Source organism: Nonomuraea sp. NPDC050786 (assembly GCF_040654115.1).
In the GTDB taxonomy this organism is placed as follows: Bacteria; Actinomycetota; Actinomycetes; order Streptosporangiales; family Streptosporangiaceae; genus Nonomuraea.
Genome location: NZ_JBFAHJ010000020.1, coordinates 74,193 through 97,966, shown reverse-complemented (window position 1 = coordinate 97,966; position 23,774 = coordinate 74,193). Strand labels below are relative to the sequence as shown.

The 23,774-nt window shown below is 69.8% G+C and carries 22 protein-coding genes and 1 pseudogene; 4 read left to right on the top strand and 19 right to left on the bottom strand.

Annotated features, from left to right (window positions below):
* Positions 1 to 104: 104 nt before the first annotated feature.
* Together AB0H84_RS31445 and AB0H84_RS31440 are read right to left on the bottom strand one after the other, a co-directional pair.
* On the bottom strand, positions 105 to 935 hold the full coding sequence (locus AB0H84_RS31445; RefSeq protein WP_357612050.1) for an alpha/beta hydrolase: 831 nt from the start codon (positions 933 to 935) through the stop codon (positions 105 to 107).
* Positions 936 to 1,166: 231 nt separating this feature from the next.
* The gene (locus AB0H84_RS31440; protein WP_357612047.1) at positions 1,167 to 3,005 is read right to left on the bottom strand and encodes a protein-arginine deiminase family protein; all 1,839 of its coding nucleotides are present in this window, start codon (positions 3,003 to 3,005) and stop codon (positions 1,167 to 1,169) included.
* An 81-nt stretch (positions 3,006 to 3,086) separates the two neighbouring features.
* On the opposite strand from AB0H84_RS31440, the gene AB0H84_RS31435 reads away from it, so the two are divergent.
* Together AB0H84_RS31435 and AB0H84_RS31430 are read left to right on the top strand one after the other, a co-directional pair.
* A complete protein-coding gene (locus AB0H84_RS31435; RefSeq protein ID WP_357612044.1) occupies positions 3,087 to 3,704 on the top strand; it encodes a TetR/AcrR family transcriptional regulator in 618 nt (205 codons plus the stop codon).
* 144 nt (positions 3,705 to 3,848) lie between these two features.
* Positions 3,849 to 4,889: a hypothetical protein gene (locus AB0H84_RS31430; RefSeq protein ID WP_357612041.1), complete on the top strand. Its 1,041-nt coding sequence runs from the start codon at positions 3,849 to 3,851 to the stop codon at positions 4,887 to 4,889.
* A 48-nt stretch (positions 4,890 to 4,937) separates the two neighbouring features.
* Here AB0H84_RS31430 and AB0H84_RS31425 read toward each other — a convergent pair whose 3' ends face one another.
* The 6 genes from AB0H84_RS31425 to AB0H84_RS31400 all read right to left on the bottom strand — a co-directional run bounded on the left by AB0H84_RS31425 (position 4,938) and on the right by AB0H84_RS31400 (position 11,030).
* Positions 4,938 to 5,396 (bottom strand): hypothetical protein, encoded by a 459-nt coding sequence (locus AB0H84_RS31425; protein ID WP_357612038.1) that lies wholly within the window; start codon positions 5,394 to 5,396, stop codon positions 4,938 to 4,940.
* Positions 5,397 to 5,624: 228 nt separating this feature from the next.
* The gene (gene asnB, locus AB0H84_RS31420; RefSeq protein WP_357612035.1) at positions 5,625 to 7,439 is read right to left on the bottom strand and encodes an asparagine synthase (glutamine-hydrolyzing); all 1,815 of its coding nucleotides are present in this window, start codon (positions 7,437 to 7,439) and stop codon (positions 5,625 to 5,627) included.
* Positions 7,440 to 7,694: 255 nt separating this feature from the next.
* Positions 7,695 to 9,092: an FAD-binding oxidoreductase gene (locus AB0H84_RS31415; protein ID WP_357612033.1), complete on the bottom strand. Its 1,398-nt coding sequence runs from the start codon at positions 9,090 to 9,092 to the stop codon at positions 7,695 to 7,697.
* A 93-nt stretch (positions 9,093 to 9,185) separates the two neighbouring features.
* Positions 9,186 to 10,016 carry a maleylpyruvate isomerase family mycothiol-dependent enzyme gene (locus AB0H84_RS31410; RefSeq protein ID WP_357612030.1) on the bottom strand — a complete coding sequence of 277 codons (831 nt, stop codon included), beginning with the start codon at positions 10,014 to 10,016 and terminating at the stop codon, positions 9,186 to 9,188.
* Between the two features lie 2 nt (positions 10,017 to 10,018).
* Positions 10,019 to 10,543 carry a GNAT family N-acetyltransferase gene (locus tag AB0H84_RS31405; RefSeq protein WP_357612027.1) on the bottom strand — a complete coding sequence of 175 codons (525 nt, stop codon included), beginning with the start codon at positions 10,541 to 10,543 and terminating at the stop codon, positions 10,019 to 10,021.
* A gap of 91 nt (positions 10,544 to 10,634) precedes the next feature.
* Entirely contained in the window at positions 10,635 to 11,030 is a 396-nt protein-coding gene (locus tag AB0H84_RS31400) for a RidA family protein (RefSeq protein WP_357612395.1), read from the bottom strand.
* Between the two features lie 129 nt (positions 11,031 to 11,159).
* On the opposite strand from AB0H84_RS31400, the gene AB0H84_RS31395 reads away from it, so the two are divergent.
* The gene (locus AB0H84_RS31395; RefSeq protein ID WP_357612024.1) at positions 11,160 to 12,140 is read left to right on the top strand and encodes a WYL domain-containing protein; all 981 of its coding nucleotides are present in this window, start codon (positions 11,160 to 11,162) and stop codon (positions 12,138 to 12,140) included.
* 171 nt (positions 12,141 to 12,311) lie between these two features.
* Here the strand turns inward: AB0H84_RS31395 and AB0H84_RS31390 are convergent, their stop codons facing one another.
* Both AB0H84_RS31390 and AB0H84_RS31385 read right to left on the bottom strand, forming a co-directional pair.
* Positions 12,312 to 12,893 carry a dihydrofolate reductase family protein gene (locus AB0H84_RS31390; protein WP_357612021.1) on the bottom strand — a complete coding sequence of 194 codons (582 nt, stop codon included), beginning with the start codon at positions 12,891 to 12,893 and terminating at the stop codon, positions 12,312 to 12,314.
* Between the two features lie 295 nt (positions 12,894 to 13,188).
* Positions 13,189 to 13,992 (bottom strand): TIGR03619 family F420-dependent LLM class oxidoreductase, encoded by an 804-nt coding sequence (locus AB0H84_RS31385; RefSeq protein WP_357612018.1) that lies wholly within the window; start codon positions 13,990 to 13,992, stop codon positions 13,189 to 13,191.
* A gap of 99 nt (positions 13,993 to 14,091) precedes the next feature.
* On the opposite strand from AB0H84_RS31385, the gene AB0H84_RS31380 reads away from it, so the two are divergent.
* A complete protein-coding gene (locus tag AB0H84_RS31380) occupies positions 14,092 to 14,961 on the top strand; it encodes a LysR family transcriptional regulator (RefSeq protein ID WP_357612016.1) in 870 nt (289 codons plus the stop codon).
* Between the two features lie 9 nt (positions 14,962 to 14,970).
* On the opposite strand, the pseudogene AB0H84_RS31375 reads toward AB0H84_RS31380, so the two are convergent.
* From AB0H84_RS31375 to AB0H84_RS31335, 9 genes and pseudogenes are all read right to left on the bottom strand, one after another.
* Positions 14,971 to 15,156: pseudogene (locus AB0H84_RS31375) on the bottom strand (hypothetical protein); the annotation flags it as partial.
* A 63-nt stretch (positions 15,157 to 15,219) separates the two neighbouring features.
* Positions 15,220 to 16,650, bottom strand: coding sequence for an MFS transporter (locus AB0H84_RS31370; protein ID WP_357612013.1), 1,431 nt, complete (start codon positions 16,648 to 16,650; stop codon positions 15,220 to 15,222).
* A 297-nt stretch (positions 16,651 to 16,947) separates the two neighbouring features.
* A complete protein-coding gene (locus tag AB0H84_RS31365; protein WP_357612010.1) occupies positions 16,948 to 17,895 on the bottom strand; it encodes an MFS transporter in 948 nt (315 codons plus the stop codon).
* 265 nt (positions 17,896 to 18,160) lie between these two features.
* Positions 18,161 to 18,562 (bottom strand): hypothetical protein, encoded by a 402-nt coding sequence (locus AB0H84_RS31360; protein ID WP_357612008.1) that lies wholly within the window; start codon positions 18,560 to 18,562, stop codon positions 18,161 to 18,163.
* A 118-nt stretch (positions 18,563 to 18,680) separates the two neighbouring features.
* On the bottom strand, positions 18,681 to 18,809 hold the full coding sequence (locus tag AB0H84_RS31355; protein WP_357612006.1) for a hypothetical protein: 129 nt from the start codon (positions 18,807 to 18,809) through the stop codon (positions 18,681 to 18,683).
* Positions 18,810 to 19,155: 346 nt separating this feature from the next.
* Positions 19,156 to 20,313 (bottom strand): alpha/beta hydrolase, encoded by a 1,158-nt coding sequence (locus AB0H84_RS31350; RefSeq protein WP_357612003.1) that lies wholly within the window; start codon positions 20,311 to 20,313, stop codon positions 19,156 to 19,158.
* Positions 20,314 to 20,325: 12 nt separating this feature from the next.
* A complete protein-coding gene (locus AB0H84_RS31345) occupies positions 20,326 to 21,735 on the bottom strand; it encodes a S41 family peptidase (RefSeq protein WP_357612000.1) in 1,410 nt (469 codons plus the stop codon).
* A gap of 20 nt (positions 21,736 to 21,755) precedes the next feature.
* Entirely contained in the window at positions 21,756 to 22,817 is a 1,062-nt protein-coding gene (locus tag AB0H84_RS31340) for an ABC transporter permease (RefSeq protein ID WP_357611997.1), read from the bottom strand.
* Complete coding sequence (locus AB0H84_RS31335) at positions 22,814 to 23,704, bottom strand: ABC transporter ATP-binding protein (RefSeq protein ID WP_357611994.1); 891 nt, start codon at positions 23,702 to 23,704, stop codon at positions 22,814 to 22,816. The genes AB0H84_RS31340 and AB0H84_RS31335 overlap by 4 nt, the downstream gene beginning before the upstream one ends.
* Positions 23,705 to 23,774: the final 70 nt, after the last annotated feature.

Sequence of the window (23,774 nt, the reverse complement as noted above, 5' to 3'; positions counted from 1 at the left end):
GATCCGCTCAGCCCGCGAACCGCGCTCCGCGGGGTCCGTGAGAAGCGGAAGGGGGGCTGCACCTGGTGCCCGGAGATCATCGATGCTCTGCAACCGCCCGCTTCTCACCTTGATCCGCCGGGCTCCGTGGAGGCCGGGCGGGCGGTGAGCGTTCGGTGGAGGACCTCGGCGAACTCCGCAGGATGGGTACGGAAACCGCCGTGGCCGCCGGGGAACTCGACCGGCTCGACGCCCATGCGCGCGGCCAGGGCCCGTGAGGTGCGGGAGGTGACCAAGGGCGTGGAGTCGATCCCGACGCCGACCACGACGCGGGTGCCCGCGAGCGCGGCGAGGTCGGGAACGTGCCGGGTGGTGCTGCGCAGCTCGTGAGCGAAGAGCCGGGCGAAGTCGGCGAGGTCCTGCTCGGATGAGTGCCGGACGGCGTTCTCGCCCATCCTCGCGTCGTATCCGACGACGCCGACCATGAATTTCGCCAGCGCCGCGCGCACGCCCTCACTCCGACAGGTCGCGATGACGTCCTCGGTCGCCGCGTGCCGCTCGGCCGCGTCCGGCAGCAGCTCGAACAGCGGCGGCTCGTGCGCGACGAGGACGCCGACCCGCTCCGGGCGCCTCGCGGCCAGGGCCAGCCCGGTGACCCCGCCGCCGCTGCTGCCCAGCAGATCTGCCTTGTCGGCGCCGATCGCGTCCAGGATGGCCGCCACATCGTCCGCCCGCCGTTCGGGGGTGGAGCCCTTGTCCGGGTCGTCGACGGGGCTGCGGCCCATGCCGCGGGGGTCGAAGGTGATCACGGTGTGGTGCTCGGCGAGCGTCTCGGCCATCGCGGCGAAGGGTCCCGCGGTCATCGGGAAGCCCGCCAGCACCAGCACGGGTCCGCTGCCCCGCACGTCGTAGGCGATCCGGGCCCCGGGCACGGTGATGGTGTGTGTCGTCATCATGGGATGGCTGTCTTTCGTGTCGGTGTACCGCGTTCCGTACCTCTGGTCGAGGCGCTGCCCGCCAGCAGAGTGGGCATGCGCCCACCTTAATGGGCGCATGCCCACTTCTCAAGTCGACAGCACGAGCACCGCCCGGCCCCAAGGTCTGCCGCCACCCCGAAGTTCGCGCCTCCCTGTCCCCGCCCACCGCGGAGGCCAAGGGTGATCGTTTCTCCGGTGGGGGAGTCGGCGCTACCGCGTCCACCAGCGGGCGGTCGAGCGGGTGTCGCGCAGGGCGTTGGTGGCGCAGTGGACCTCCCCGCCGAGCAGGTGCGCCCACGACAGGTCCGCCACCCAGCGGACGTGCACGCCCTGCGCCTCCAGCGCGCTCCGCGCGGCCTGCCGGAACAGATCGTGCCCGCCGACGACCGGGCCGTACGGGGCGGGTGCGGCGAACTCGTCGGCCGTCAGTGACAGCCCGTTGGGGATGCCGGGCGTGTACGCCTTCAGCAGTGACGGATCGGCCTCACTCGCGCCGAACAGCACGGGCACCCCCACGATCTCCGAGCGCCGCAGGCCCGTCGCGGCCAGCATGGTGTCGACCTGGGTGTCGATGTGCCTCGCGGCCCTGTCGTTGGCGGCCATCAGCGCCTGGTCGCCCAGCAGCCCGGCGACCGTGGGGGAGCCGGGGAAGAGCCGGGTGCCGCCGGCGCCGGCGGCCTGGGCCCGGCGCAGCAGCCGCGCGGCCATGCGCGGGTCGGCGACCACGAGGGTCCATCCGCGCGCGTTGCGTGCGCGTACGACATGCATGGTCTCGTCCACGTGGCCGACCATCAACCAGCCGGTGTCGAGCACCACGGGCGGCTGGAGGCCCTGCCCCATGCCGGTCAGCAGGCGGACGAAGGCGGGATCGGGACGCCGGGTCCGGCCGGTGCCGTACACCAGCCGTCCCTGCGGGTGGCCGGCGTACGGCGGGAGCGATTCGACGTTGCCCGTGGAGTTGCGCAAATCGGTCAGGTGGTCGCGGCGGGTGAGGGTGAGCTGCTGCACGACGGCGACCCCCGGCCCGCGCAGGTCGCGGAAGAGCAGCCTGGCCAGGGGCCGGGGCGTGGGCGCACTGGCATCGCCCAGGTCCAGCACATTGCCCGACCTGACCAGTACGCGCATGGTCCGGACGCCGCCGGGCACGGGCATGGAGGCGGTGGTCGGCTCGAAGGTGTCCTGCCACCAGGTGTCCTTCCACCACTGCGACGTGCCCGCGACGAATCTGGGCGAGCGCAGCCCGGCGGCGCGCGTGGCGCCGCGCAGATCGCGGGCGAACTCTTGCCACCCTCCGGGCAGGCCGTCGGGGAAGGGCAGCGCGGGCGGTGAGCCAGGGCCCGTGCCCGGCTTGCCGGCCAGCACCTCGACGGCCGGTTGCAGGTCGTTCTGGAGGAGCAGGGGGGCCTCGCGCATGCGGGTGCGGACGGTGTGGCGCCGGCCGCGGTCGGTCACGGTGAGGGTGATCGTCAGCCGGCCGTCCCATCGGGCCCCGTCACGTACGATGTCGCGTCCCTCGACGCCGAACTCCAGGCCGGCGCGCAGATCGGCGGCGGTGAGCAGGCCGCCACCCTCGGGCAGTGCGGGCCTGAAGCCGTCGGCCCGACGGTCGCCGTCGCGCCGGACGAAGATCCGCGCCTTGTCCGGGGCGTCGACGCTGAGCAGCCCGGTGGCCGCGTCGCCGAGGCCGGGCATGGCGGGCAGCCGCAGCCGCGCCAGGTCGGCCGCGTCGGGCTCGCCGTTCACCCGGGCGTCCGCGGCGTCGTTGCAGGCGGCCAGCCGAGCGTCGGCCGCGCCACCGGGAGCGTCCAGGTCGGCGTCGGCCACCCGGCAGCGGCGCTCGCTGTCGTCGAGGTTGGGCAGGAAGATCGCCTCCCCGGCACCTGCGCCTGCGGGCGCAGTATCGATCTCGCCGTCGTGGTCGGTGTCGGCCAGCAGCACCGGTGCGGAGGAGCCCGGGACCGGCTCGGCGGAGACAGGGGCGGTGAGCGGCCAGGCTCCGGTGAGCGTGGCCACTACCGCGCAGGCAGCGGTGATCGTTCTCGCAGGCATCTGGGCTTCCTCGCTCTGCTCGAAAGGACCTATCACAGGTGTGATAAATCCAAGGTATCACGGCTGTGATATAAAAACGCCATGCCGAAAATCGTCGATCCCGTCGAACGCCGTCGCGAGGTGGTGGACGCGCTCTTCAGGGTGGTCGTGCGTGACGGCCTGCAACGCGCGTCCCTGCGCACTGTCGCCGCCGAGGCCCGGCTCAACATCGGCTCCCTGCGCCACTACTTCGCCACGCAGGAGGAGCTGATGCGCTTCGCGATGACCTCGATGATCGAACGGGTGGCCGAGCGGTTGCGGGCGGCGGTCGAGGAGGCGGGCGACCTGGCGGTGCTGTCCACGCGGGAGCGGCTGGAGCTGTCCGCGCGGTTGCTGGGCGAGCTGCTGCCGCTCGACGAACGGCGTCGCGCCGAAGTCGCGGTGTTCCTCGACTTCGCCGCCGCCTCCAGGACCGACCCCGCACTGCGGGACCTGGCCTCGCAGGTCGCGGTGGGCACGCGCGGGTTCGTCGGCCGCGTGCTCGAACGCCTGGAGGCGGGGGGCGCCCTGCGGCCGGGGCTGCGGCTCGACGTGGAGACCGAGCGGCTGTCGGCGCTCGTCGACGGCCTCGCCATGAACGCCGTACTGCATCCCGAGCTGGTGAGCGGAGGCCACTGCCTGGAGGTCGTGCGCACCCACCTCGGCGCGCTGGCCGCGTAGGGGAGCGTGCCGTGGAGAGTTCGTATCGAACATGTGATCTATAAATCGTGGCCTTGGACCCCGGGTCGTGGTTACGATCTTGGTACTCGCTGGCCGTAGGGGTCAGGTAGCCGTACCGGACGGAGAATGCCCTTGAAGCGTGCAATGATCGCGTTAGGCGTCGGCCTGAGCGTGCTGAGCTCGACTGTCATCGCCGGTCCCGCGCAGGCCGTGACCGTGACGCTGGTCCCGCTGGCCCCCGTCGTGGCGACGGCTCAGGAGGTGGCCAGGTTCTGGCTCGCCGACGACGCCGCCAACCTGCGGAACGCCACGCCGTACACCCTGCGGACCGTGGCGGGCGGCGAACGCCTGTCCACCGAGATCGTCCCGGACGGCCCTCCGCAGAGCGTCCCGCCGTTCGAGGCGGAGAACCCGGTGGCCGGAGACCTGCCCGCGACGTCCGGCAAGGTCTTCTTCATCGGCGGCGACGGCCGGCCACACTGGTGCACCGGCACATCTGTGCAGTCGCAGTACCGCAACCTCGTCGCCACCGCGGGTCACTGCATGCTCGACACCGAGGCTCCGGCCGGCGGGCTCGGGAAGTGGGTCTTCGTCCCGGCGTACTCCGAGGGCACGGCTCCGTTCGGCCTGTACGTCGGCAAGCAGGGCATCGCCCACCCCGACTTCGACGACATCCGGGATTACGACCGCGACTACGCCTTCGTCACCGTCTACAACGGGGTCGTCCTCTCCTCTCCGGACGTGCTGACCAACCTCGGCAGGCTGTGCGACAACGTCGGCTGTCAGGGCCTCGCGGTCAACCAGCCGCTACCGCCCACGGCCGACGTCTTCGGCTACCCCGCCGGAACGCACCCTGACGGCACCGCCCCTTACACAGGTCAGACGCTCGAACGCTCGACCGGAGCGACGTTCGCGGTGAAGGCGACGGGCCTGCCCGCCGACCGGCTCGTCGGCGTGGACTCGCCGTTCACCGGTGAAGGCTCGCTGGGGTCGGCGTGGATGACCGGGTACGCGAACGACACTCGTACCGGCTATCTCAACGGCCTCACGATCAGCGTCGCCGACACCGACGGCGACCATCGGTACGACACCGGCATCTCGCCGTACTTCGACACCGAGCTCTTCCTGGTCTACCGGGACGCCGCCCACCGCTGGACCGGCTCCATCACGCGTATACCTGGTTGAGCCGCCGCCTCCCGGGTCGCCCGGATTCGTCCGGGCGGCCCGGGAGGCTCAGGCCAGGGCCGAGATCTCGATCCGGGTGTGGTCGGCGGGGGACACCAGGCAGGAGAGCACGACGTTCCCCCGCTCCAGGCGTTCCCCCATGGACGAGGTGAGCCGGGCCGTGCGCTCGATCTCGTACGGGCTGCCCGCCTGAGGGGTGACGCGGAGCCGCAGCAGCCAGATGTAGCGTCCGTTGAGCTTGTTGCCCGTCTCCTCGGCTCCCAGGACCGCCGCGTTGCACGGCACCGCGGCGGCGCGCTCCTGCGCCGTGAAGGTCTCCAGCGCGGCGGATTCCAGGCTCGCGAACGAGATGGAGCCCATGGCGAGCAACCCCGCGGCCAGGAGGACGAACGTCGCGCTGACGTACGCCCCGACCCGGGTGTGCGGCTTCCGCCGCAACACGAGGAACAGCACCACGGCCACGATCACGGCAATGACGGCGAATGTCCCGAAGACGATCGATGGCATCGTTCTTCCTCACGCTGGTGGGCCGGCCTGCTCCGTTCCGATGCCGGTAGTTGAGCAGATGCCGCTTGCATGGCGGCTGCAGCCCGCATGATCGCGCTGCTCTCCTGTGCAGCCAGTGACTGTGCCCTCATACGCGTAGCTTTGTCAGGTGGCCGGCGGCCTCGTGTGGTGTCAGGCCGGCGCCCCGCCGGTAGGCGGTGTCGTTCGGCATCTCCATCGGTGCATGAGCTACAGATCCAGGCGGACGCCGTACTCGGTCAGCCAGACGTTCAGGTCCAGCGCCAGCTCCAGGCCGAACCGGGTCATCGTGGTGGTCACCTTGTCGGGCGGGTCCGTGACGGCCTCGCGGACGGCCGCCGGGTCGAGCAGCGGCAGCACCGGGGCCTCCTTGTCGCCGGCGACCTCGCGCAGCGCGGCGCGGAGCGCCTGCTCGTAGCCCACGTCCTGGGTCACCGGGTACGGGGCCTTGACGCGGCGCAGGATCGGCTCGGGCAGCAGGTCGGCCCCGGCCGCGCGCAGCAAGCTCTTCTCCCTGCCGTCGAACGTCTTCATGGACCACGGGGTGTTGAAGACGTACTCGACCAGGCGGTGGTCGCAGAACGGGACCCGCACCTCCAGCCCGACGGCCATGCTCATCCGGTCCTTGCGGTCGAGCAGGAAGGGCAGGAAGCGGGTGAGGTGCAGGTAGCAGATCTCGCGCATGCGCCGCTCGCGCTCGTCCTGCACGTCCAGGTGGGGCACCTCGGCCAGCGCCGTACGGTAGCCATCAGCCGTGTAGGTGTCCATGTCGAGCCGCCGTATCAGCGACTTGTCCAGGATGTCGGTCGGCTGATGCTCGCGCATCACCATGGCCAGCCACGGGAAGGTGTCGGCCTGGACCGCCTCCGGCAGATGGAACCAGGCGTACCCGCCGAACACCTCGTCGGCGGACTCACCCGACAGCGCCACCGTGGAGTGTTCGCGGATCGCGCGGAACAGCATGTAGAGCGAGGAGTTCATGTCGCCGACGAAGTGGGGCACGTCCCAGGCCCGCACGACGGCGGCGCGCAGCCTCGGGTCGGCCAGCTCGTCCGGCCCGAGGACGATGTCGGTGTGGTCGGAGCCGACGTGCTCGGCCAGCATCCGCACGAACGGCGCGTCCGGGTCGCCGCGCAGCTCGTCGGCCTGGAAGTTCTCCGCGTAACCCGCGTAGTCCACGGCGAACGAGCGGATGCGCCCGTGCTTGCTGGCCAGCGCGGTGACGATGCTGGAGTCGAGGCCGCCGGAGAGCAGGCTGCAGAGCGGGACGTCGGAGACGAGCTGCCTGCTGACGATGTCCTCGAGCAGCTCGCGCACCGTGCGTACGGTGGTGTCGAGGTCGTCGGTGTGCTCGCGGGCGTCCAGCGCCCAGTAGCGGCGCAGCTGGGTGCCCTGCCTGCTGACGCGCAGCAGGTGGCCCGGAGGCAGCTCGTACATGCCCTTGTAGACCGGCCGTTGCCGGAGAGTGGCCAGGCTGAGGAGCTGGCGCAGGCCCTCGATGTCCACCACGGGCGGGGCCAGCGGATTCGCCAGGATCGCCTTGGGCTCGGAGCCGAAGAGCGCGCCGTGGGGGAGGGGATAGTAGTAGAGAGGCTTGATGCCCATCCGGTCGCGGATCAGGAGGAGTTCCTGGGTGCGCTCGTCCCAGAGAGCGAAGGCGTACATGCCGTTGAGCCGGTCGGCGACGGCCTCGCCCCACTCCAGGTAGCCGTGCAGCACCACCTCGGTGTCGCTCCGGGTGCGGAAGCGGTGGCCTTTGGCGACCAGCTCGGCGCGGAGCTCGCCGAAGTTGTAGACCTCACCGCTGTAGGTGATGACGGCCAGCCCCTCGGCCGTCATGGGCATGTGGCCGCCCTCGATGTCGATGACGGCCAGCCTGCGGTTGCCGAGCGCGGCGTGCCGGCCGAGGTGGAGGCCCTGGTCGTCGGGGCCGCGGCAGCTCATGGTCTCGGTCATGGCGAGGGCGGTGGCGCGCTCGTCGGTCAGATCGCGGTCGAAGTCCACCCATCCGGCGATGCCGCACATGCGTGGGTCCTCTCAGACGATGTCCTGGTGCTCCCTGGCGTCGGCCTGACAGTTTGCCTAGCGCCCTCGCAACATAACCGCACAGAGCTGATCGGTCCATAGGCGATATCCGTTGCCGGTGGCAGCGAACGTGCATGCGGCGTCAACCGCGGTCGGGGATGACCTCGCCCGTCCGCACTCGCCGGCCACATGAGCGCCAGGTTGCCCCGGCCGTCTTCAGCACGGCCGGGGCCCTGCGGGGCAGGCACCGGGCGGCTACCTCAGGCCGGGATCGTCGGCAGCGGCGGGCGGGACGTTCTGGTTGAGCCGGAAAAGGTTGTCGGGATCCCAGGTCCGCTTGATGTGGGCGAGCCGCTGGAAGTTGTCGCCGTAGGCCCGGCGAACCCCCTCAGGACCCTCGTCGGCGAGGTGGTTGACCTCCACCCCGATGGCCCAGGACCGGGTCTCCGCCCACAAGCGGTCGGCCCACTCGATGTGCCTCTGCGGGTTCTCGTCATCCGCCGACCAGGCCGCCCCGATCTCCATGCAGTAGGACGCCTCCCGGTGCCGGAAGGCGGTGGCGTCGGCCGCGACCCGCGCCGCCGCGCCGCCCATCGGCAGCAGCAGCACACCGTTGCCCGGCGAGCTCAGCTCGCCGCCGCGCTCGATCATCGCGGCGATGAGCTCCTCGGTTATCGCACCGCCCAGGTGGGAGCGCATGTGATAGGGCGTGGGCCGGCCCTGCGGGTCGAAGATGTGCTGCAGCGTCTCGAACGTCGTCGGTTCGACCAGGTCGGCGAACGGCCGGCCGAACCCGCGCACCGGCGCGAGCTCGCGCTCTCCATCGGCGACGGGCCCGACGTGACACATCGCCAGCGCGAGCACCGGCTTCCCGTGCAGCTCCTGAGGAACGAACGGCGCCGGCGGACCGCCGAGGATCGCCGCCGCCACGTTGACCTCGTCGGGGGCGCTCCGGCCGTACCCGGCGAGGAAGCGCAGCACGTCGGCGGCCTCCTCCAACCGGTGCAGGACCAGCCCGCCGAGCAGCCGGTCGACCGGGTGCAGGCGCAGGGTGAACTGGAGGACGATCCCGAGATTGCCGCCGCCGCCCCGCAGGCCCCAGTAGAGGTCCTGATTCTCGTCGGCGCTCGCGCGGACGATCTCTCCCGAAGCGGTCAGAACGTCGGCCGCGACCAGGTTGTCGCAGGCGAGCCCGAAGACCCGCGCGAACCACCCGTTGCCCCCGCCGAGTGTCAACCCGGCGACGCCCACATCGGCGACGTGCCCGCCGACCGGCGCGAGGCCGTGCCGTGCGGCGGCCGCGGTGAGCTCACCCCACCGCACACCGGGCCCGACGTCGGCCGTCCGCCGCTCCACGTCGACGACGATCTGCTTCATCGGGCCCAGGTCCAGGACCAAGCCACCCTCTGTCGTCGAGAAGCCGGGAAAGCTGTGCCCGCCGCCGCGTACGGCGAGCTCGAGGCCGGTGTCACGCGCGACCGCCAGCGCCGAGACCGCGTCCTTTCGGGTGCGGCAGCGTGCGATGGCGGCGGGTTTGCGGTCGATCAGTTGGTTCCACACGTGGCGGGCCGACTCGTAACCGGCGTCCTCAGGCCGGATCACCTCGCCGTCGAAGCCGTCAGCCAGCGCGCGTAACGCGTCCTCAGGCGTCACGTTGCCTCCGATGTCTCAGCACACAGGGATGACTGCGTCGTATCACCTCCGACCAGGAAGTTCTACGTCTTGACTTTGCCGGCTTTCGGGCGTCTAGGCCACGACGGCCAGCAAGGTCGTCATCGCGGCGGTGAGCTCCGGGTCGCCGCTCGCCTTGACCCGCGCACGGGCCTCCGCGACGCCGATGCCCCTGGTCGCGAGCCGCCAGAACGTGTCCTGCTCCATCGAGACGTGCGCGGCGGCCTCGCCGCCCGGCGCCTCCATCCGCCACCGGCCCGCACGCCACGCCGCGCTCCACCGGCCGCCGGCCGGCCCGAGCACCTCCAGGTCGGCCACCGTGCCCTCGGGACGGTCGTGCGCCCGCAGGGTGAAGGGCAGGGCTCGGGCGAAGATGTCCAGCACCGGCGCCATGAGCTCGGGCTCCGTCGCCCCCGGCCGGGCGACCGCGTTCCGCACCTGCTGCTGGTGGACCCAGAACTCGGTGTACTCGCGGCCGACGTCGAGCCAGCCGGGGCTGTCGACGTCGGTGGCGGCCCAGGACACGTTCAAGCCGGCCGGGGCCTCCAGGTCGTACGCCGCCCAGACCGCGTCCAGCTGAGGCCCCAGCTGCTCCAGCAGCTCGACCAGCAGCCGCGGGCTGAGCTGGCGGGCCGCCCTGACGAACTCCTCGTTGGTACGGGAGAGGTAGGCGGGCAGCGTCTCGTCATCGGCGAAGACGGCACCGGCATGCCCGTCGCGGGCGCCGGACAGGCGCCGCATGTAGTCGTTGAGCACGTGCGCGGCGACGTCGTGCACGTCCCAGCCCGGACAGACCGTCGCCCTGGCCCAGTCGGCCGGGGACAGGGCACCCAGCAGGTCGAGCATGGCCTGCCGCTCGCGCGGGAACAGGGGCCGGACATCGACGGCCGGGCCGAAGATCGACATGGTCAGACCCTGTCCAAGCCCCTAGCCGTTTCGCCGCGTTCGCCGATCTCGGTCTTGTAGGAACGAAAACCTCGCCGATGGTAGTTGGGCAGCGCGTGGGGGTGATCCAGGCTGGAGGTGTGCAGCCAGACCCGCCTCACCGAGGGGGTCAACCGCCATGCGCGCTCCACGGTCAGCGTCAGCGCGTATCCGCCCAGGTTCTTGCCGGTGAAGTCGGGGAGGAGCCCGAAGGTCTCGATCTCGACCTCCTCTTCGGAGTGGACGTCGTAGGCGGCGATGCCCACCGGTTCGCCATCGAGGGAGAGCAGGCAGAACATCCGGGCGGGGTGCCGGGCGAACAGCGTGGACCATTCCTGGTCGCTTCGCCGCGCGCTCGACCAGCCGTACGGTGCGCCGATTCTGGCCTGCAGGTCGATGACCAGCGGCGAGTCGTGGTCCAGCGGCTCCAGGGCGAGGCCCGGCACGACCGCGCTCGGATTCAGCTGCTCTGCTGCGGTCATCTCGACATATGTCACTATTTCCTTCATTTCCCCATGTTAGAGCTCCGCTCGATCTTGAGTCCGGGGACAGGACTACTCGTGCCGCCTCCGGCAGCTTTGCCGGAGGCGGCGAGGTGCATCACGCCACGGCGGTCCCCTCGAGCTCGACCATCAGGTCGGGGATCGCCAGCCGGGTCACCCCGAGCATCGTGGTGGACGGTGCCACGCCGGCGGCGCCCAACCGCGCCGCCAGCACGCCGTAGTGCTGGAAGAGCCGATCGACGTCGGTGGTGTAGACGTTGAGCCGGACGAGGTTCGCGAGGGACATGCCGGCCTCGCCGAGCACGGCCTCCAGGTTGTTGAGGCTCAGCGCCAACTGCGCCGCCATGTCATCGGCATGCTGGGGCTTGCCTTCGCCACTCATCGCGGTCTGGCCGGACACGTACAGGGTCCGGGTGTGCCCGGAGACGAGCTCACCCTGGTTGTAGCCCATCTCCACCGACCACGCCCACGGGTTGACCGCCGTTCGCTCCATTGCCATATCAGCTCCATTCGATTGATCGAGATCAAGTACGCCCATCGGCTCGGCAGCCGCCTGGTCGCGTGGATGAGCCTCCCAACAAATCACGACATCCTGTGTCGTGTATTTCGGTAATGTTTTCGCGTGCGTGCCGACCGGTTGGTCTCGCTGGTCCTGCTGCTGCGGCAGCACGGCCGGCTGTCCGCGGCCGCGCTCGCCCGCGAGCTGGAGGTGTCCACCCGCACCGTGCTGCGCGACATCGAGGCGCTGTCCGCAGCCGGCGTCCCGGTCTACGCCGAACGCGGCCGGCACGGCGGTTTCGCGTTGCTGCCCGGTTTCCGTACCGAGCTCACCGGCCTGAATCCCGACGAGGCCCTTGCCCTGCTGGTCGCCGGATCGCGGCGCGGCGCGCAGGCATTCGGCCTCGGCTCGGCGCTCGCTTCGGCGATGCTCAAGGTGGTTGACGCGCTACCCGAGAGCTATCGGGACACCGCGGCCGGCGCGGCCGAGCGATTGCTCATCGACCCGGAGACCGACCTCCTCTCGCGTCGGCTGGTCGCCGAGGAGGTGCCTGACGCCATAGCGGCCGAGGTCCTGCGCGCCGTGTTCGCCGGGCGCAAGCTGCAGATCCACTACGCGGCCGTGGACCAGACCCCGAAGTGGCGGACGGTGGACCCGATCGGCCTGGTCACCATTCGAGACCGGGGCTACCTGCTGGCCACGAGATCCGGCGCGGACCGCACGTACCGGCTGTCCCGGATCCTGGCCGCCAAGGAACTCCCCGAACCCGCACAGCGACCGGACCGGGTCGATCTGGGCCGAGCCTGGCAGGAACGCAGCACGCGGTTCCGGACCGGCGGCGACCAGGTCTCGGTGCTGGTACGGATGAACCCGAAGCGGCGCGAGGAGCTGCTGGGCACCGCGCTGGCCGTACTCGCCGAGGAACCCGAGCCGGACGGCCGGCTCCGACTGGAGGTGACCTTCCAGGATTCACGACACGCCGTGTGGGCGCTCTGGCAGCTCGCCATGGACGCGGAAGCCCTGGCCCCGGAGTGGTTGCGCACCGCCCTGCGCAAGCGCGCCGCCGCGCTCGCCACCCGCTACGAGCGTCCACCCGAGAGTTGACAGGCGATTCACCTTGGAGGCCGTCACCAGGCCTGCGGTCAACGTGGCCGAGCTTGGCCGGCTGCTTGCCGATCAAGCGCCGCTGCCCCGCTGGCGCCAAGCGGCACGCGCAACCTGGTCCGAGAATTGGACGGCCCGGGGACGGGCAGGCGCCGGCCCCCGGTGCCGTCGTCACCGGGTGTCGCTTGCCGGGTCCTGCTTGTCGGCCGGCACGTACACCAGCTCGAGGACCCCGGACGGGAAGGCCGTGCTTTTCACCAGGCGCAGCTTCACGGCCTGGTCCAGTTCGGGGAACAGCGGCGCGCCCTTGCCGGTGACGGCGGGCAGCACCCACAGCCGGTACTCGTCGACCACGCCGAGCTTGATCAGGGAATGCATGAACGCAGTGCCGCCGGCGGCGACCAGGTCCTTGCCGGGCTCGGCCTTGAGCTTGGCGATCTCCTCCGCCGTGTCACCGCCGGCGATCCGAGTCTCGGGCCAGTCGTCAGCGGCCTGCAGGGTGCGGGAGAAGACGACCTTGGGGATCTCGTTCATGGCCTTGGCGGACGGGTGGTCGGAGCTGGGCCAGTATCCGGCCATGATCTCGTAGGTGTTGCGACCCATGAGGAAGGCCCCGGCCTCCCACAGCCGGCTGACGAAATACCGCTCCTGCTGGGGGTCGTCGATGCTCATCATGACGTCCCGGATCCCGTTGTCCCCGTCAGCGCTCTTACCGTCGAGCGAGACGTAAAAGCCCAGAATCAACTTCCGCATCCCCATGCCTCCATGTGTTTCGTCCCAAGCCGGGCCAGTCCCGGCACGGGCCCAACGCCCTCAGGGTGCTCTTGCATGAGCGCCGATCAGCGTCCACCGTTCGATCGGCTCATGCCTCAGCGGTCGGTCACTCACAGGCTCAGACCACCGGTTGCCGCAAAACTCATCGCGCTCCGCGCCATCGGTATCTCTCACCCGTAACAGGATCTTGGGCTGCACCGCCGCCACCCCATCCCGCGCGCAAGCACATCAATGCCCCACCGCAAGCCCACGAGCGCTGTCACGGCTCGTCGACTCAGGCTCCCACCAGCTCCGCGCCGGCTCTCACCGTGGCCTCCATTTCGGCGTCCAGTGGCTGGATCGTCAGCCGGTGGACGCCCAATGCGGCGTAGCGCTGGACGCTCTCCCGATCGACGGGGCCTGGGGGCGGGGTGATCGTGATCTCCAGTGGATCCAGGCCCGCCGGCCTGTCGTAGAGCTTGACCGCGTCCTGGAGGTCGGACAGCGCGCGTTCCGCCTCCTTAGGCGTCAGGTAGACGCCATACCAGCCGTCGGCCGACTGAACCGCCCGGCGCATGGCCGCCCGGGAGTGGCCCCCGACCACGATCGGCGGGCGGCGTTGCGGGCGTGGACGTTGCACCACGTCCGTGAAGGCCACGAATTCTCCGGCGAACGGCCGATCGCCCCAAAGAGCCTGCATGGCGGCCAGATACTCGTCCGTACGGGCACCACGGCTGGTCAGTGAGACCCCCATGGCGGCCAGCTCCTGCTCCACATAGCCCGCGCCGATGCCGACGATCAGGCGGCCCCGCGAGAGCAGGTCGAGAGAGGTGAGCTGCTTGGCCAGCAGGACCGGCTGGCGCTGGGGCAGCACCAGAACGCCGAAGCCGAGCTTGATCGTGGTGGTCAGCGCCGCCAGATGGGCCAGGGTGACCACGGCCTCCAGGCGGCCCTGCTCATCCGAGGAGGGCGGCATCGCGATGTGATCACCCACCCAGATCGACTCGAAGCCCATCTCTTCGGCCAGCCGTGCCCGCCTGGCCAGCGTATCCGGGTCGACGTTCTCGTCGCGGTGCAGCCCGTACAGTCCGATCTTCATGCCGCTCACCGTAGGGTTTCGACGTCGATGTGACCAACGAATGTCTGGCATCGCTATCATGCGAAACTCGCATGTCGGGTCATCGGTGGGGGAAGCGTCATGGATGTCTCCTGGCTGGAGGTGTTCGCCGAGGTGGCCGCCAGGAAGACCTTCACGGCGGCGGCGGAGGCACTGGGCTACACCCAGTCCGCGGTGTCACGCCAGATCGCGTCCCTGGAGGGCGAGTTCGGGGTCGTCCTGTTCGATCGTCATCCGCGCGGTGTGGAGCTCACCGAGGAGGGCCGCCGCCTGCTGGAGCATGCGATCGCGATCCTGGCCAGGCTGGCGGCGGCGAAGCACGATCTGCACGAGGTGGGCCAGCTGCGCGTCGGAGCGTTCGACACCGCGGACGCTGATCTGGTTCCTCGCGCTATGGCCGCGTTCGGGCGGGCACACCCGAGCGTGGTCCTGTCGCTGGTGGAGAGCACGACCGGCCCGTTGCTGGCCCGCCTGTGGGCCGGCGAGATCGACCTGGCGGTGGTGAGCGCCTACCCGGGCAGGCCGCTGGAGGCGGACCGGTTCACCCTGCACCGCCTCCTGGACGACCCGCTGCTGGTGGCCTTGCCCGCGGGACACCGGCTGGCGGGCAGGAGCAGCCTGCGCCTGGCCGAGCTGGAGGGGGAGTCCTGGATCGAGGGCTTCCCCGACGGCTCGGAGACATTGATCGCCCTGCACCGGCGCACCGGCTTCCGGCCACACATCGCCTTCGCGGCCAGGGAGTGGACCGCCAAGCAGGGCTTCGTCGCCGCGGGACTGGGGCTGGCGCTCGTACCGTCACTGGCGGCGGGCGCCATCCGCCCCGACATCACGCTGGCACCGCTGGAGGACGAGCCGACCAGGATCGTGTACGCGGCCACCAGGAAGGGCGTGACACCGCTCCAGTCGCAGTTCATCCGCTGCCTGCGTGAGACCTCCGTCGCGGGATGGTGATCATTGGCATCATCGCCACCGAAAGACGCCGCCCCCGGCCGCCGGCGCCGCCTGGTCGGCCAGATGCTCCGCGCCTGTGCCACGGACGGGGAGCCGGGTTCGGCGGTGTAGATCGTCATGGACAGGCCGGGCTCCGCGCAGGTCCATGCTCTCGTAGGTGAGGGCGAGCTCGCCGACGATGTGGTGGTGGAAGTGCTCGACGCCGGCGCCGTGAGTGCGGACGTCGAGAGCTCCCCAGCGGCGGCGGAAGTCGGTTGCTCACTGGTGGGGTTCTGACGGTGCCTTGCGGGGCATCAGGGCGACGACCGGGAGGCTGAGGACGGTGACGGCCAGAACGACGATGAGACTCACTTTCATCGCGTGGTCCAGTCCGGAGGTTGCGGCTTGGAAGAAGATAGAGGTGACCGCGGCCGAGCCGATCGCTGATGCGAGTTGCTGGATCGAGCTGAACGAGCCGCTGGCGCTGCCGGCTTCGTCAGGTTTCGCGTCGCCGAGAGCGACGACGGGGATCGTGGCGAAGCTGAGGCCGATGCCGACGCCGATGACGAAGAAGGCCGGGGCCAGCGCCCAGAGGCTGACGTTCGTCCCGGAGTGAGCGACGAGGACCAGCACCCAACCGCAACCGACGAGGTCGACGATGAGGCCGATGAAGACGAGCCGGCGACCGAGCTTGGTGACCAGGCCACCCATGGCGGCGAACCCGGCGGCGACGAGCCCCAGGGTGAGCGGCACCAGTCCGAGCGAGGTGTCCCTCGGGCTGGCGTGCAGCCCCTGCTGCAGGAACAGGGAGAGCACGAAGAGCAGGCCGGTGCCGGCGGCGACGGCGGCCAGGCACACGAGCAATCCGGAGGTGAAACCCCGGTTCTTCATGAGTGAGGGCTTGATGAGCGGGTGCGTCGCGGTGCGCTGACGGTAGGCGAAGGCAGCGAAGAACAGGACACCGACGGTGATCGAGGCGACGGGGATGACGCCCCAGCTGTTGGTCGAGCCCTCGATCAGGCCGTACAGCAGCCCGATCATGGTTGCGGCAAGCAGGCCGGAGCCCCAGCCGTCGACGACGGCGGACCGGTCGGCGTCGTCGTCACGCGGCAGGATCTTGGCGGCCATGATCAGCCCGGTAACGCCAAGGACGATGTTGATGAGGAAGATCGGGCGCCAGGACAGACCGAACACGTCGGCACTGATGACGAATCCGGCCAGGACCGGTCCGCCGACACTGGAGAGACTGAGAACCGGCCCGAACAGCCCGAACGCCTTGGCGAGCATGTCGCGGTCGAACGCTTTCGTCATGATCGCCATGCCTTGCGGGATGAGCAGAGCCCCGAACGCTCCCTGAGCGACCCTGGCAACGATGAGCAGGGCCGGATCAGGGGAGAACCCGGCGACCGCCGAGGCAAGGGTGAACCCGCCCATGCCGATCAGGAAAAGCCGGCGTTGGCCGAACTTGTCACCCAGCCGTCCGCCGACCACGAGCAGGACACCCATGGCGAGCATGTACGCCGGTCCCAGCCACTTCACCAGACTCTCACCGCCGCTGAGCTCGCGGGCGATGGTGGGGGCGGCGATGTTCGTGACCGTTGCATCGATCACGTCGAGGGCGTCGGCAAGCAGCACCAGCCCCAGGATCGCCCACATCAGGCGGCTGGAGCGGCGTGTGGTGACTGTGCCGGGCTCCGTCAAGGTAGTCATGAGGAACGTCCTTCTCGGTTCCGTCGGGGCGCCCCTCATGGGCGGCCTCTCACCCCCACTACGAACAGCCCCGCCCCGATCCGACACCGCCCACCAAAATTTCGTCGAGATCTTCCGGCGCTCTCCGGATCGCCCACGTCAGGCCCGGTATGACGATCGCCGCTGCCCATACATGACCACCTGCGAGCAGGGCCTGGCCGATGCAGTCGTGCGGCTCGGAGCAAGCGGGAGCGAGTGGCGCGCGTCGGGGCTGTCACCGGCAGCATGCCGACGGCCACTGCCGCCGGCATGGCCTGGTCAGCTTGAGCTTGTGGTCTGCCCGCCGCAGAACGCCGCCTTGACGAGCCCGTCCAGCAGCTTGGGATAAGCGGCGAGGTCGAATGCGGCGTAGCCTGCGGTCAGCGAGGCGGTCAGGGTCTTGCGGCCGTCGGGCGAGCTGTACATCAGCGCGGCGTAGCCCGCCGGAGGGCTGCCGTTGTGGTTGAGAACGGTGCCGCAGGCCGGGCCCAGGTCCTTCCCGAACAGGCCGAGGCCGTAGTGGCCGTTGAGGGGGTCGCTCTTGGGGTGCGGCTCGCGCATCTCGGCCAGCAGCTTGGCCGGCAGGAGCTTGCCGCCGTTCAGCGCGGAGAAGAACGTGTGGACATCCTTGGTCGTCGAGATCATGTCACCGGCGCCTGCCAGCAGGGAGGGGTTCTGGCGGGAGACGTCGGCCACCTTCCACTGGCCGGCGGGCACGCCGAGGACGGAGGCGGTCTCGACGCCGCCGAAGACCACGGCGGTGGCCCGCGCGACCTGGTGCTTGCGGACCAGGCGCAGGGCGATGCCTCCGGCCAGGGACCAGAAGCCGCCGACGCTGATGCCGATCAGGAAGCGAGCAAGGAGTACGACGGCGAAGCTGGTCGCGGAGGCGGAGGCGAAGTTGGCCGCGCCCACCATCCCGATCAGCAGGACCAGCACCAGCCGGCGGTCGATCCGGGCGGTGGCCACGGTGACGATCGGTGCCGCGACGGCGGCGACCAGTCCAGGCACAATCACCATGAGCGCGGTGGTGCCCTCGGAGACCTCCAGCGCGGCACCGATCGGTGTGAGAAGCCCGACGGGCAGCAGTTCGGACGTCATCAGAACGAAGATCCCCAGCGTCACGGCAAGGATCGCGAGCCAGCCCCGGACCGATGAGGGGACGGCGTCCCGGGCCGGGTGCGGGGGCGGGACGCCGATGGATGTCACGGTGTCGGCCTTTCCCATGTGGTCATGCCACGGGCGGCCTCGTCATACACCTCGTCCTCGACGCCCTGGGGCAGCATGGTCACCGCCTCGGTCAGTGCCAGGGCGGTGCGCTCCTGGGCCGTACAACGGTCCGCTGCAGCTCGGACGTGTCGTCGGTCCGTTCCGGTTGCGGGTACTGTTCGCCGACTCATCCAGACGTGGAGAACGCGACCGGTCGGTCGATCGCGAGGCTTGGGTTCCCAGACGCTTTCGGCCACCAGTGTGTTCGTCCGGCGGATCACGCTCAACTGCCGCCGGTCTTGCTGGAGGTCATGCTCGGGATGTTCTGCGGCCGGTGCTGCTTGCAGGCCTCCTCGGCCTTCTTGAACTGCGGTGTGTTGGAGTCGTTGTCGTCGAGTTTGAAAGCGCCGCTTGTGTCGGGGTCGGGGAACGACGGCACGCCGTTGCTGCGCATGCACGCGGCGTACTTGAGTTTGTCCGCCTTGGACCAGGTCTCGTTGGGGTTGTTGTGCTGAGGTGGAGTGGCCGAATCGGCCTGCGACAGCAAGGACGCCCCGGTCTTGCCGGGTTCCTCGCCGCTCCCGCAGGCCGTGCCGGCAAATGCGACGGCGGCCAGTGCGACGGCCAGCGCGATGCTCCTGTGCGAGCGTTTCTGACTGGGGGTGCTTTCCATGTTGATCTCCATCGTGTTTGCGTTGGGGTTCCCCGGACGCCGGGGCTACCAGGGTGGGGCTGTTCACTTCTCGGACGCGGGTGTGCCGTCGCAGCTGTTGCCGATACCCGTGTTGCGGTACGACACGGGTTCAGTGGCGCAGTTGGGCACGCGCGGGACTCATCCGCGCGTAGCGGGTGGCGAAGACCGTGCCGCCGATCGCGGCGGGCGCCTGCTTGGTCCACAGCCAGACCGCTTCGTAGCGATGTCCGGCCGGCACCAGAGATCCGCAGGTGTGGCGGACCTTGGTCTTTACACGACAGCGGCCAGTTGGCGCAGGACGGAAAAGCCGCCGGCCCGCGCATGATCGGGTTGCGATCGAGGTGCTGCTGCTTGAGGGGGGTCATGCGCCGAGCCGAGCCGACTGCGGTCCTCGTAGGAGAAGACAGTCTGGCCCGTGGTCGTGTTGAACCGCTCCGGGGTGTCGGCCGGTGGGCCTTGGAGCTTCCTGTCGGAGCAGTTCCTTCAGGGTGGTCGGCGCGCGCTGTCGCCCTCTTTTCGCGTCTTCTGAGCCTGTGCGAGCTGTGGTCAGCATTCCCCGGTGGCTTCAGGGAACGTGCCGGGCATCAGGATTGACCGCAATTTTCCGGGCAGAGCTTGACCTCCGGGTACTGCGTTGACGGCTTGTCCAGGAGTGGCTGCCGTCGCGCTTTTAGGTGCTGGTCGAGGAAGGCTGCCACGTATGTGCGGGCGATCTCGGCGCTGCGCTTCGCGGGCAGGACGCCGTGGACGGGTTCGATGCCGAGGGAGGCCCCCAGCAGCGGAATGTCGGTGAACGCCTGGTGGTCTGTATCCGTCACCGCGATCCAGCGTTTCCACCCGGTCAGCAGCTTCCAGTCACGGTCCCACGAAGAGTCGCCGCCACCGGGGACGTGCTGCTTCGAACCGATGAACATGAATGGTCGCGAGAATCCACTCTTGGGGATCCGGGCGTAGGTGCTGCCGTCCATGTCGATCCCGGCGCGGATGCGGGAGTCCTTCACCATGGCCGCCATGGCTCCGGCCCCGCCGATCGACTGGCCGACCATCGCGATTTTGGAGCGGTCGATCCGGCCGGAACCGTCCCACTTCGATGGCAACTGGTCGAGCACGAAGGAGACGTCGGCCGCCCGGCCCTGAACCACTCGCGCGCCGAAGCCCGGATCGGTGTCGCTGTCGCATGCGAGGCAGTCGGCGACCCGCCCATCGGACAAGGTGGTGACGTAGCTCTCGTAGGTGTGGTCGATGCCGGCCACGACGTATCCGCGGCTGGCCAGATCCTCGGCCAGGGACGTGAGTGAGCTCATCGGCTTGGTGAAGCCAGGGGACAGCACCACCAGCGGAAGCTTCTCCCCCGTGGGTTCGGCGTCTTTGATGGCGTTCGTCCGCGTCTTGCTCAGCGTGTCGGACGGCACGCCCGCGATCTTGGAGTTCTTCAGGAAGAGGTCCGACTCCTTCGGCGTCATGTACGGGGCCCGCTCCCCGTCCTTTTGCTCGGTCGGGTACCACAGGGTGACCTTGAGCTCCCTGGTTTTGACGTCGAGGTTCCAGGGATCGGGGCGGGAGGTGTCGTTCATATGCAGGATGGTGGTGCCGACCCGGTGGTCGCCGGTGGGCGCGGGGAGGACGGCCGGGCCGGTGGGCGTGGCCGACGGGCTGGTAGCCGACCGGGGCGCCGTGGGCGCGGAGCAGGCGGACGCGGCGAAGACGACCAGCCCTGCGGCGACTGCCAGGATCTGTCTCATCGAGAGGTCCATTCACTTCTCCAACAGGCTCAGCGCCTTGGCCAGGGCGGGGTCGCGCCCGGCGGCCGCGTCCTTCGGGGTCAGGGGCACATAGTGGTCGGGTGCCACGCCGATCCGGTCGAGCATCTCGCGGTTCGGCCCCAGGTGGTGCCTGGTGGGGAAGGCCAGCATGGTGTTGTTGTTGAGCTTGAACGGCTCCGAGGGGCCGGAGATGGCACCGGCGGTCCTGGTGCCGACCAGGTGGCCGATGCCCAGGTCCTTGACCGCGGAGCTGAAGTGCTCACACGCCGAGGCGCAACTGCGGTCGGTGAGCACTGCCAGCGGCAGGTTGAGCTGTTTGACGGTGTCGTCGGTCCGCAAGTCTTTGCACTTGGCGTCCACAGTGCACAGGTAGGCGGTGACCTTGCCATGGGCGAAAGCGCTCACCAGCCGGATCGCTTCAGGGGCGCTGCCGCCGCCGTTGCCCCGCAGGTCCAGCATGACACCGGTGAGTGTGCGGCCGGTGCGCAGCCGGGAGATCGCCTTGAAGACCCGGTCCGCGGAGTCGGGAGTGAACCCGCGCAACCGCACATAGGCGGTGCCGTCGTCCAGCAGCTTCGACGTCACCCCTTGCAGGGCGGCCAGATCCCGCTCGTAGACGCCGGGCTTGAGCGTCACGCTCCAGCGGCGGCCGGTGCTCTGCCGCAAAAGCCGCAGCTTGACCGGGCCGGCTTCGGGGTATCGCGGGTAGAGGGCGGCGATCGCGGGGGTGGGCTTCCCGTTGATGAAGGGTGCCGATCCGTCGATCGATTCGATAATGTCGCCCGGACGCACTCCAGCGGCCTGCGCCGCGCCGCCCTCCACGCTGGTGACGAACAGCGGGGGAAGCGCGGCGCCGGGGTTGCCGTTCACCTGAGCTCCGTAGACGCTCCCCTGAAGACCCAGGCCGTAACCGTCACCGTCGTAGTAGTCGGGGGGCGCCCCTCCGACGTCGTGTACCCACATGGCGTGATTGTCGCCGAGGGCGGCCACGATGGCTTCGAGGGTGACGACGGCCAGCTTGTCGCTCAGGTCGGGGACCTGAGCGGTGACCTTCCGATAGACGGCCTCGAAAGCGGTCCAGTCGGCTTTCCTGTCACCGGTCAACGCCGGCATGGTCGCCTCGGGGACATCACGCCCGTCGAGGTTGAGTTCCCGTGTCAACGCGATGAACCCGGCGGTCAGCAGTGAGCGGGCGTCCATCGTGGCGCCGCTGTAGTAGTTGCCCAGAATGCAGAAGTACGCCTGCTCGATGACGTCGATCGTGGTGGGCGTCTGCGCCGCGAGGCGGCCCTGAGGCTGTGCGCAGACCGTACTGGCCGCCGAACTCGACTCGCTGCGCGGCGCCGTCGGCGCTGTACAAGCCGCAGCCAGCAGGAGGGCAAGCCCTGCGGTCGCGGTCATGATGACTGTCCTGGTGGCGGTCATGACAGGCGCCTCCGGATCCACCAGAACGACAACCACGTCAGGCCGGCGGTAAGCAGGGCGTAGATCCCCGTCTCGATCCACTGGAACCCCCAGAAGCGCTCAAGGGGCTGGTAGGTCACCTGCTGCCGGTAGCCGAGGCGGTTGACCTCGCCCAAGCAGCCGTCCCCTGCGCCCGCCGCCGCACTCCCCGGTGCGCAGGGTCCCGACGTCGAGGAGACATTGATGACGGCTCCGGCACCGCTGCTGCCGCCGGAAGTCACGCGTCCGGACGGGTCGAGCAGTTCGTTGGTCAAGACCCAGGAACCCGGCTTGCCGGGAACGGCCTCCCTCAAAAACAGCCGCGGGGCCGCACCTCCCTCCCGAGGGATACTGAGGCTCTCCATGTTCGCCCTGCCGAGCTCGAAGGTCGCGGTCACCGGGGCCATCAGATGGGGACGGACCATCGTCGGCAAGGCGAGCTGGATCGCGGCGAAAACGGCCAGCGTGAGGGCCATGGCGGGCAGCGTGCGCCGCACCACCATACCCACGGTCACCCCGAGGACGAAGGCGAAGGCCGCGTACCCCATCGGAGCGATGCCGCGCGCACCGAACACCAGGGGAGCCATCAGGGCCATGCCCTCGGCGGCCGACTCGTCCAGGGGGTCGGACCACCAGGTCACCATGAGTCCGCACAGGCCGGCGGCGGCCATGGCCACCAGGCCGGTGAGCCCGAGCTTGACCGCCAGCCAGCGGGTGCGGGTGATGCTCTGGTTCCACACCAGCAGGTGCGTGCCCGCCTCCAGCTCGCGGGTGATCAACGGTGCTCCCCAGAAGAGCCCGACGAGAGCGGGCAGGATCAGCACGACGAGGGTCAGGGCCATGAACGGGAGGTTGTACTCGCCGAAGAAGCGGTTGTAGAAGTTCTCGCAGGTGTTGTCCGTGGTGCAGTCGGCGATCCCTGCGGAGTAGGCGGAGGCCAGTCCCGGGCCGGTCACAGCCAGGGCGACGGCGAGTACGCCGAGTACGGCGGCCATCATCGCGGCCGAGCCGCGGAACTGGCGCCAGGTCAGCCAGATCATCGCTGGACCTCCAGTGCGGCTCGCCGGTTGTCGGCGGTCTGCTTGTCCATGTAGGCCAGGACGAGGTCCTCCAGGCTGAGCTGGCTGACCGTCCAGGCGGGGTCGTGGATCGGGGCCTCGGCACGGACCACGAATGTGCTCTGCTGCTCGGTGTGGCGCGCGGAGATCACGTGCTGGTCGGCGGGGAGCCGGTCGGGATCGCGGCGCGGGCCGGTGAGCCGGTGATGGGTGGCCAGCAGTTCGTCGACCTCCCCGGCCACCTGCACGCGCGATTCGACGAGCACGATCAGGTAATCGCACGTCCTTTCCAGGTCGGAGACCAGGTGGGAGGAGAGCAGTACGCTGAACCGGTGCTCGACGGTGGCCTCTATCAGCCCTTGCATGAACTCGTGGCGGGCCAGCGGGTCGAGAGAGGCGACCGGTTCGTCCAGGATCAGCAGTTCGGGACGCTTGGCCAGGCCCAGGGTGAGGGCGAGTTGGGCGCGCTGGCCGCCGGACAGCTTGCCCGCCCGGTGGGCAGGATCGAGGCCGAGCTGCGCGATGCGCTCCCGCGCCATGGTGGCGTCCCAGCGGGGGTTGAGCCGTGCCCCCAGTCGCAGGTGATCGGCGACGGTCAGTCCCGCGTAGACGGGAGTGTCCTGGGCGACGAACCCGACCCTGGCCAGCTGCGCGGGCGTGCCCCCGGGCCTCCCGCCCAGCACGGTGATGGCGCCCGACGTCGGTTGGAGCTGGCCGCCGGCCAGCTTCAGCAGCGTGGTCTTGCCGGCTCCGTTGGGCCCCACCAACCCCACGACGTGGCCCGCCGGGATGTCGACGGTGCACTCGCGCAGCGCCCAGCGCTTGCCGTACTTCTTGCCCAGCGTCTGGGCCTTCAGGACAGAAGTCACGCCATGTCCTCCTGCGTGGTGGTCCGAAAGGTGGTCATGAACAGGGCCTCGATGCTTTCGTCGTCGAGGC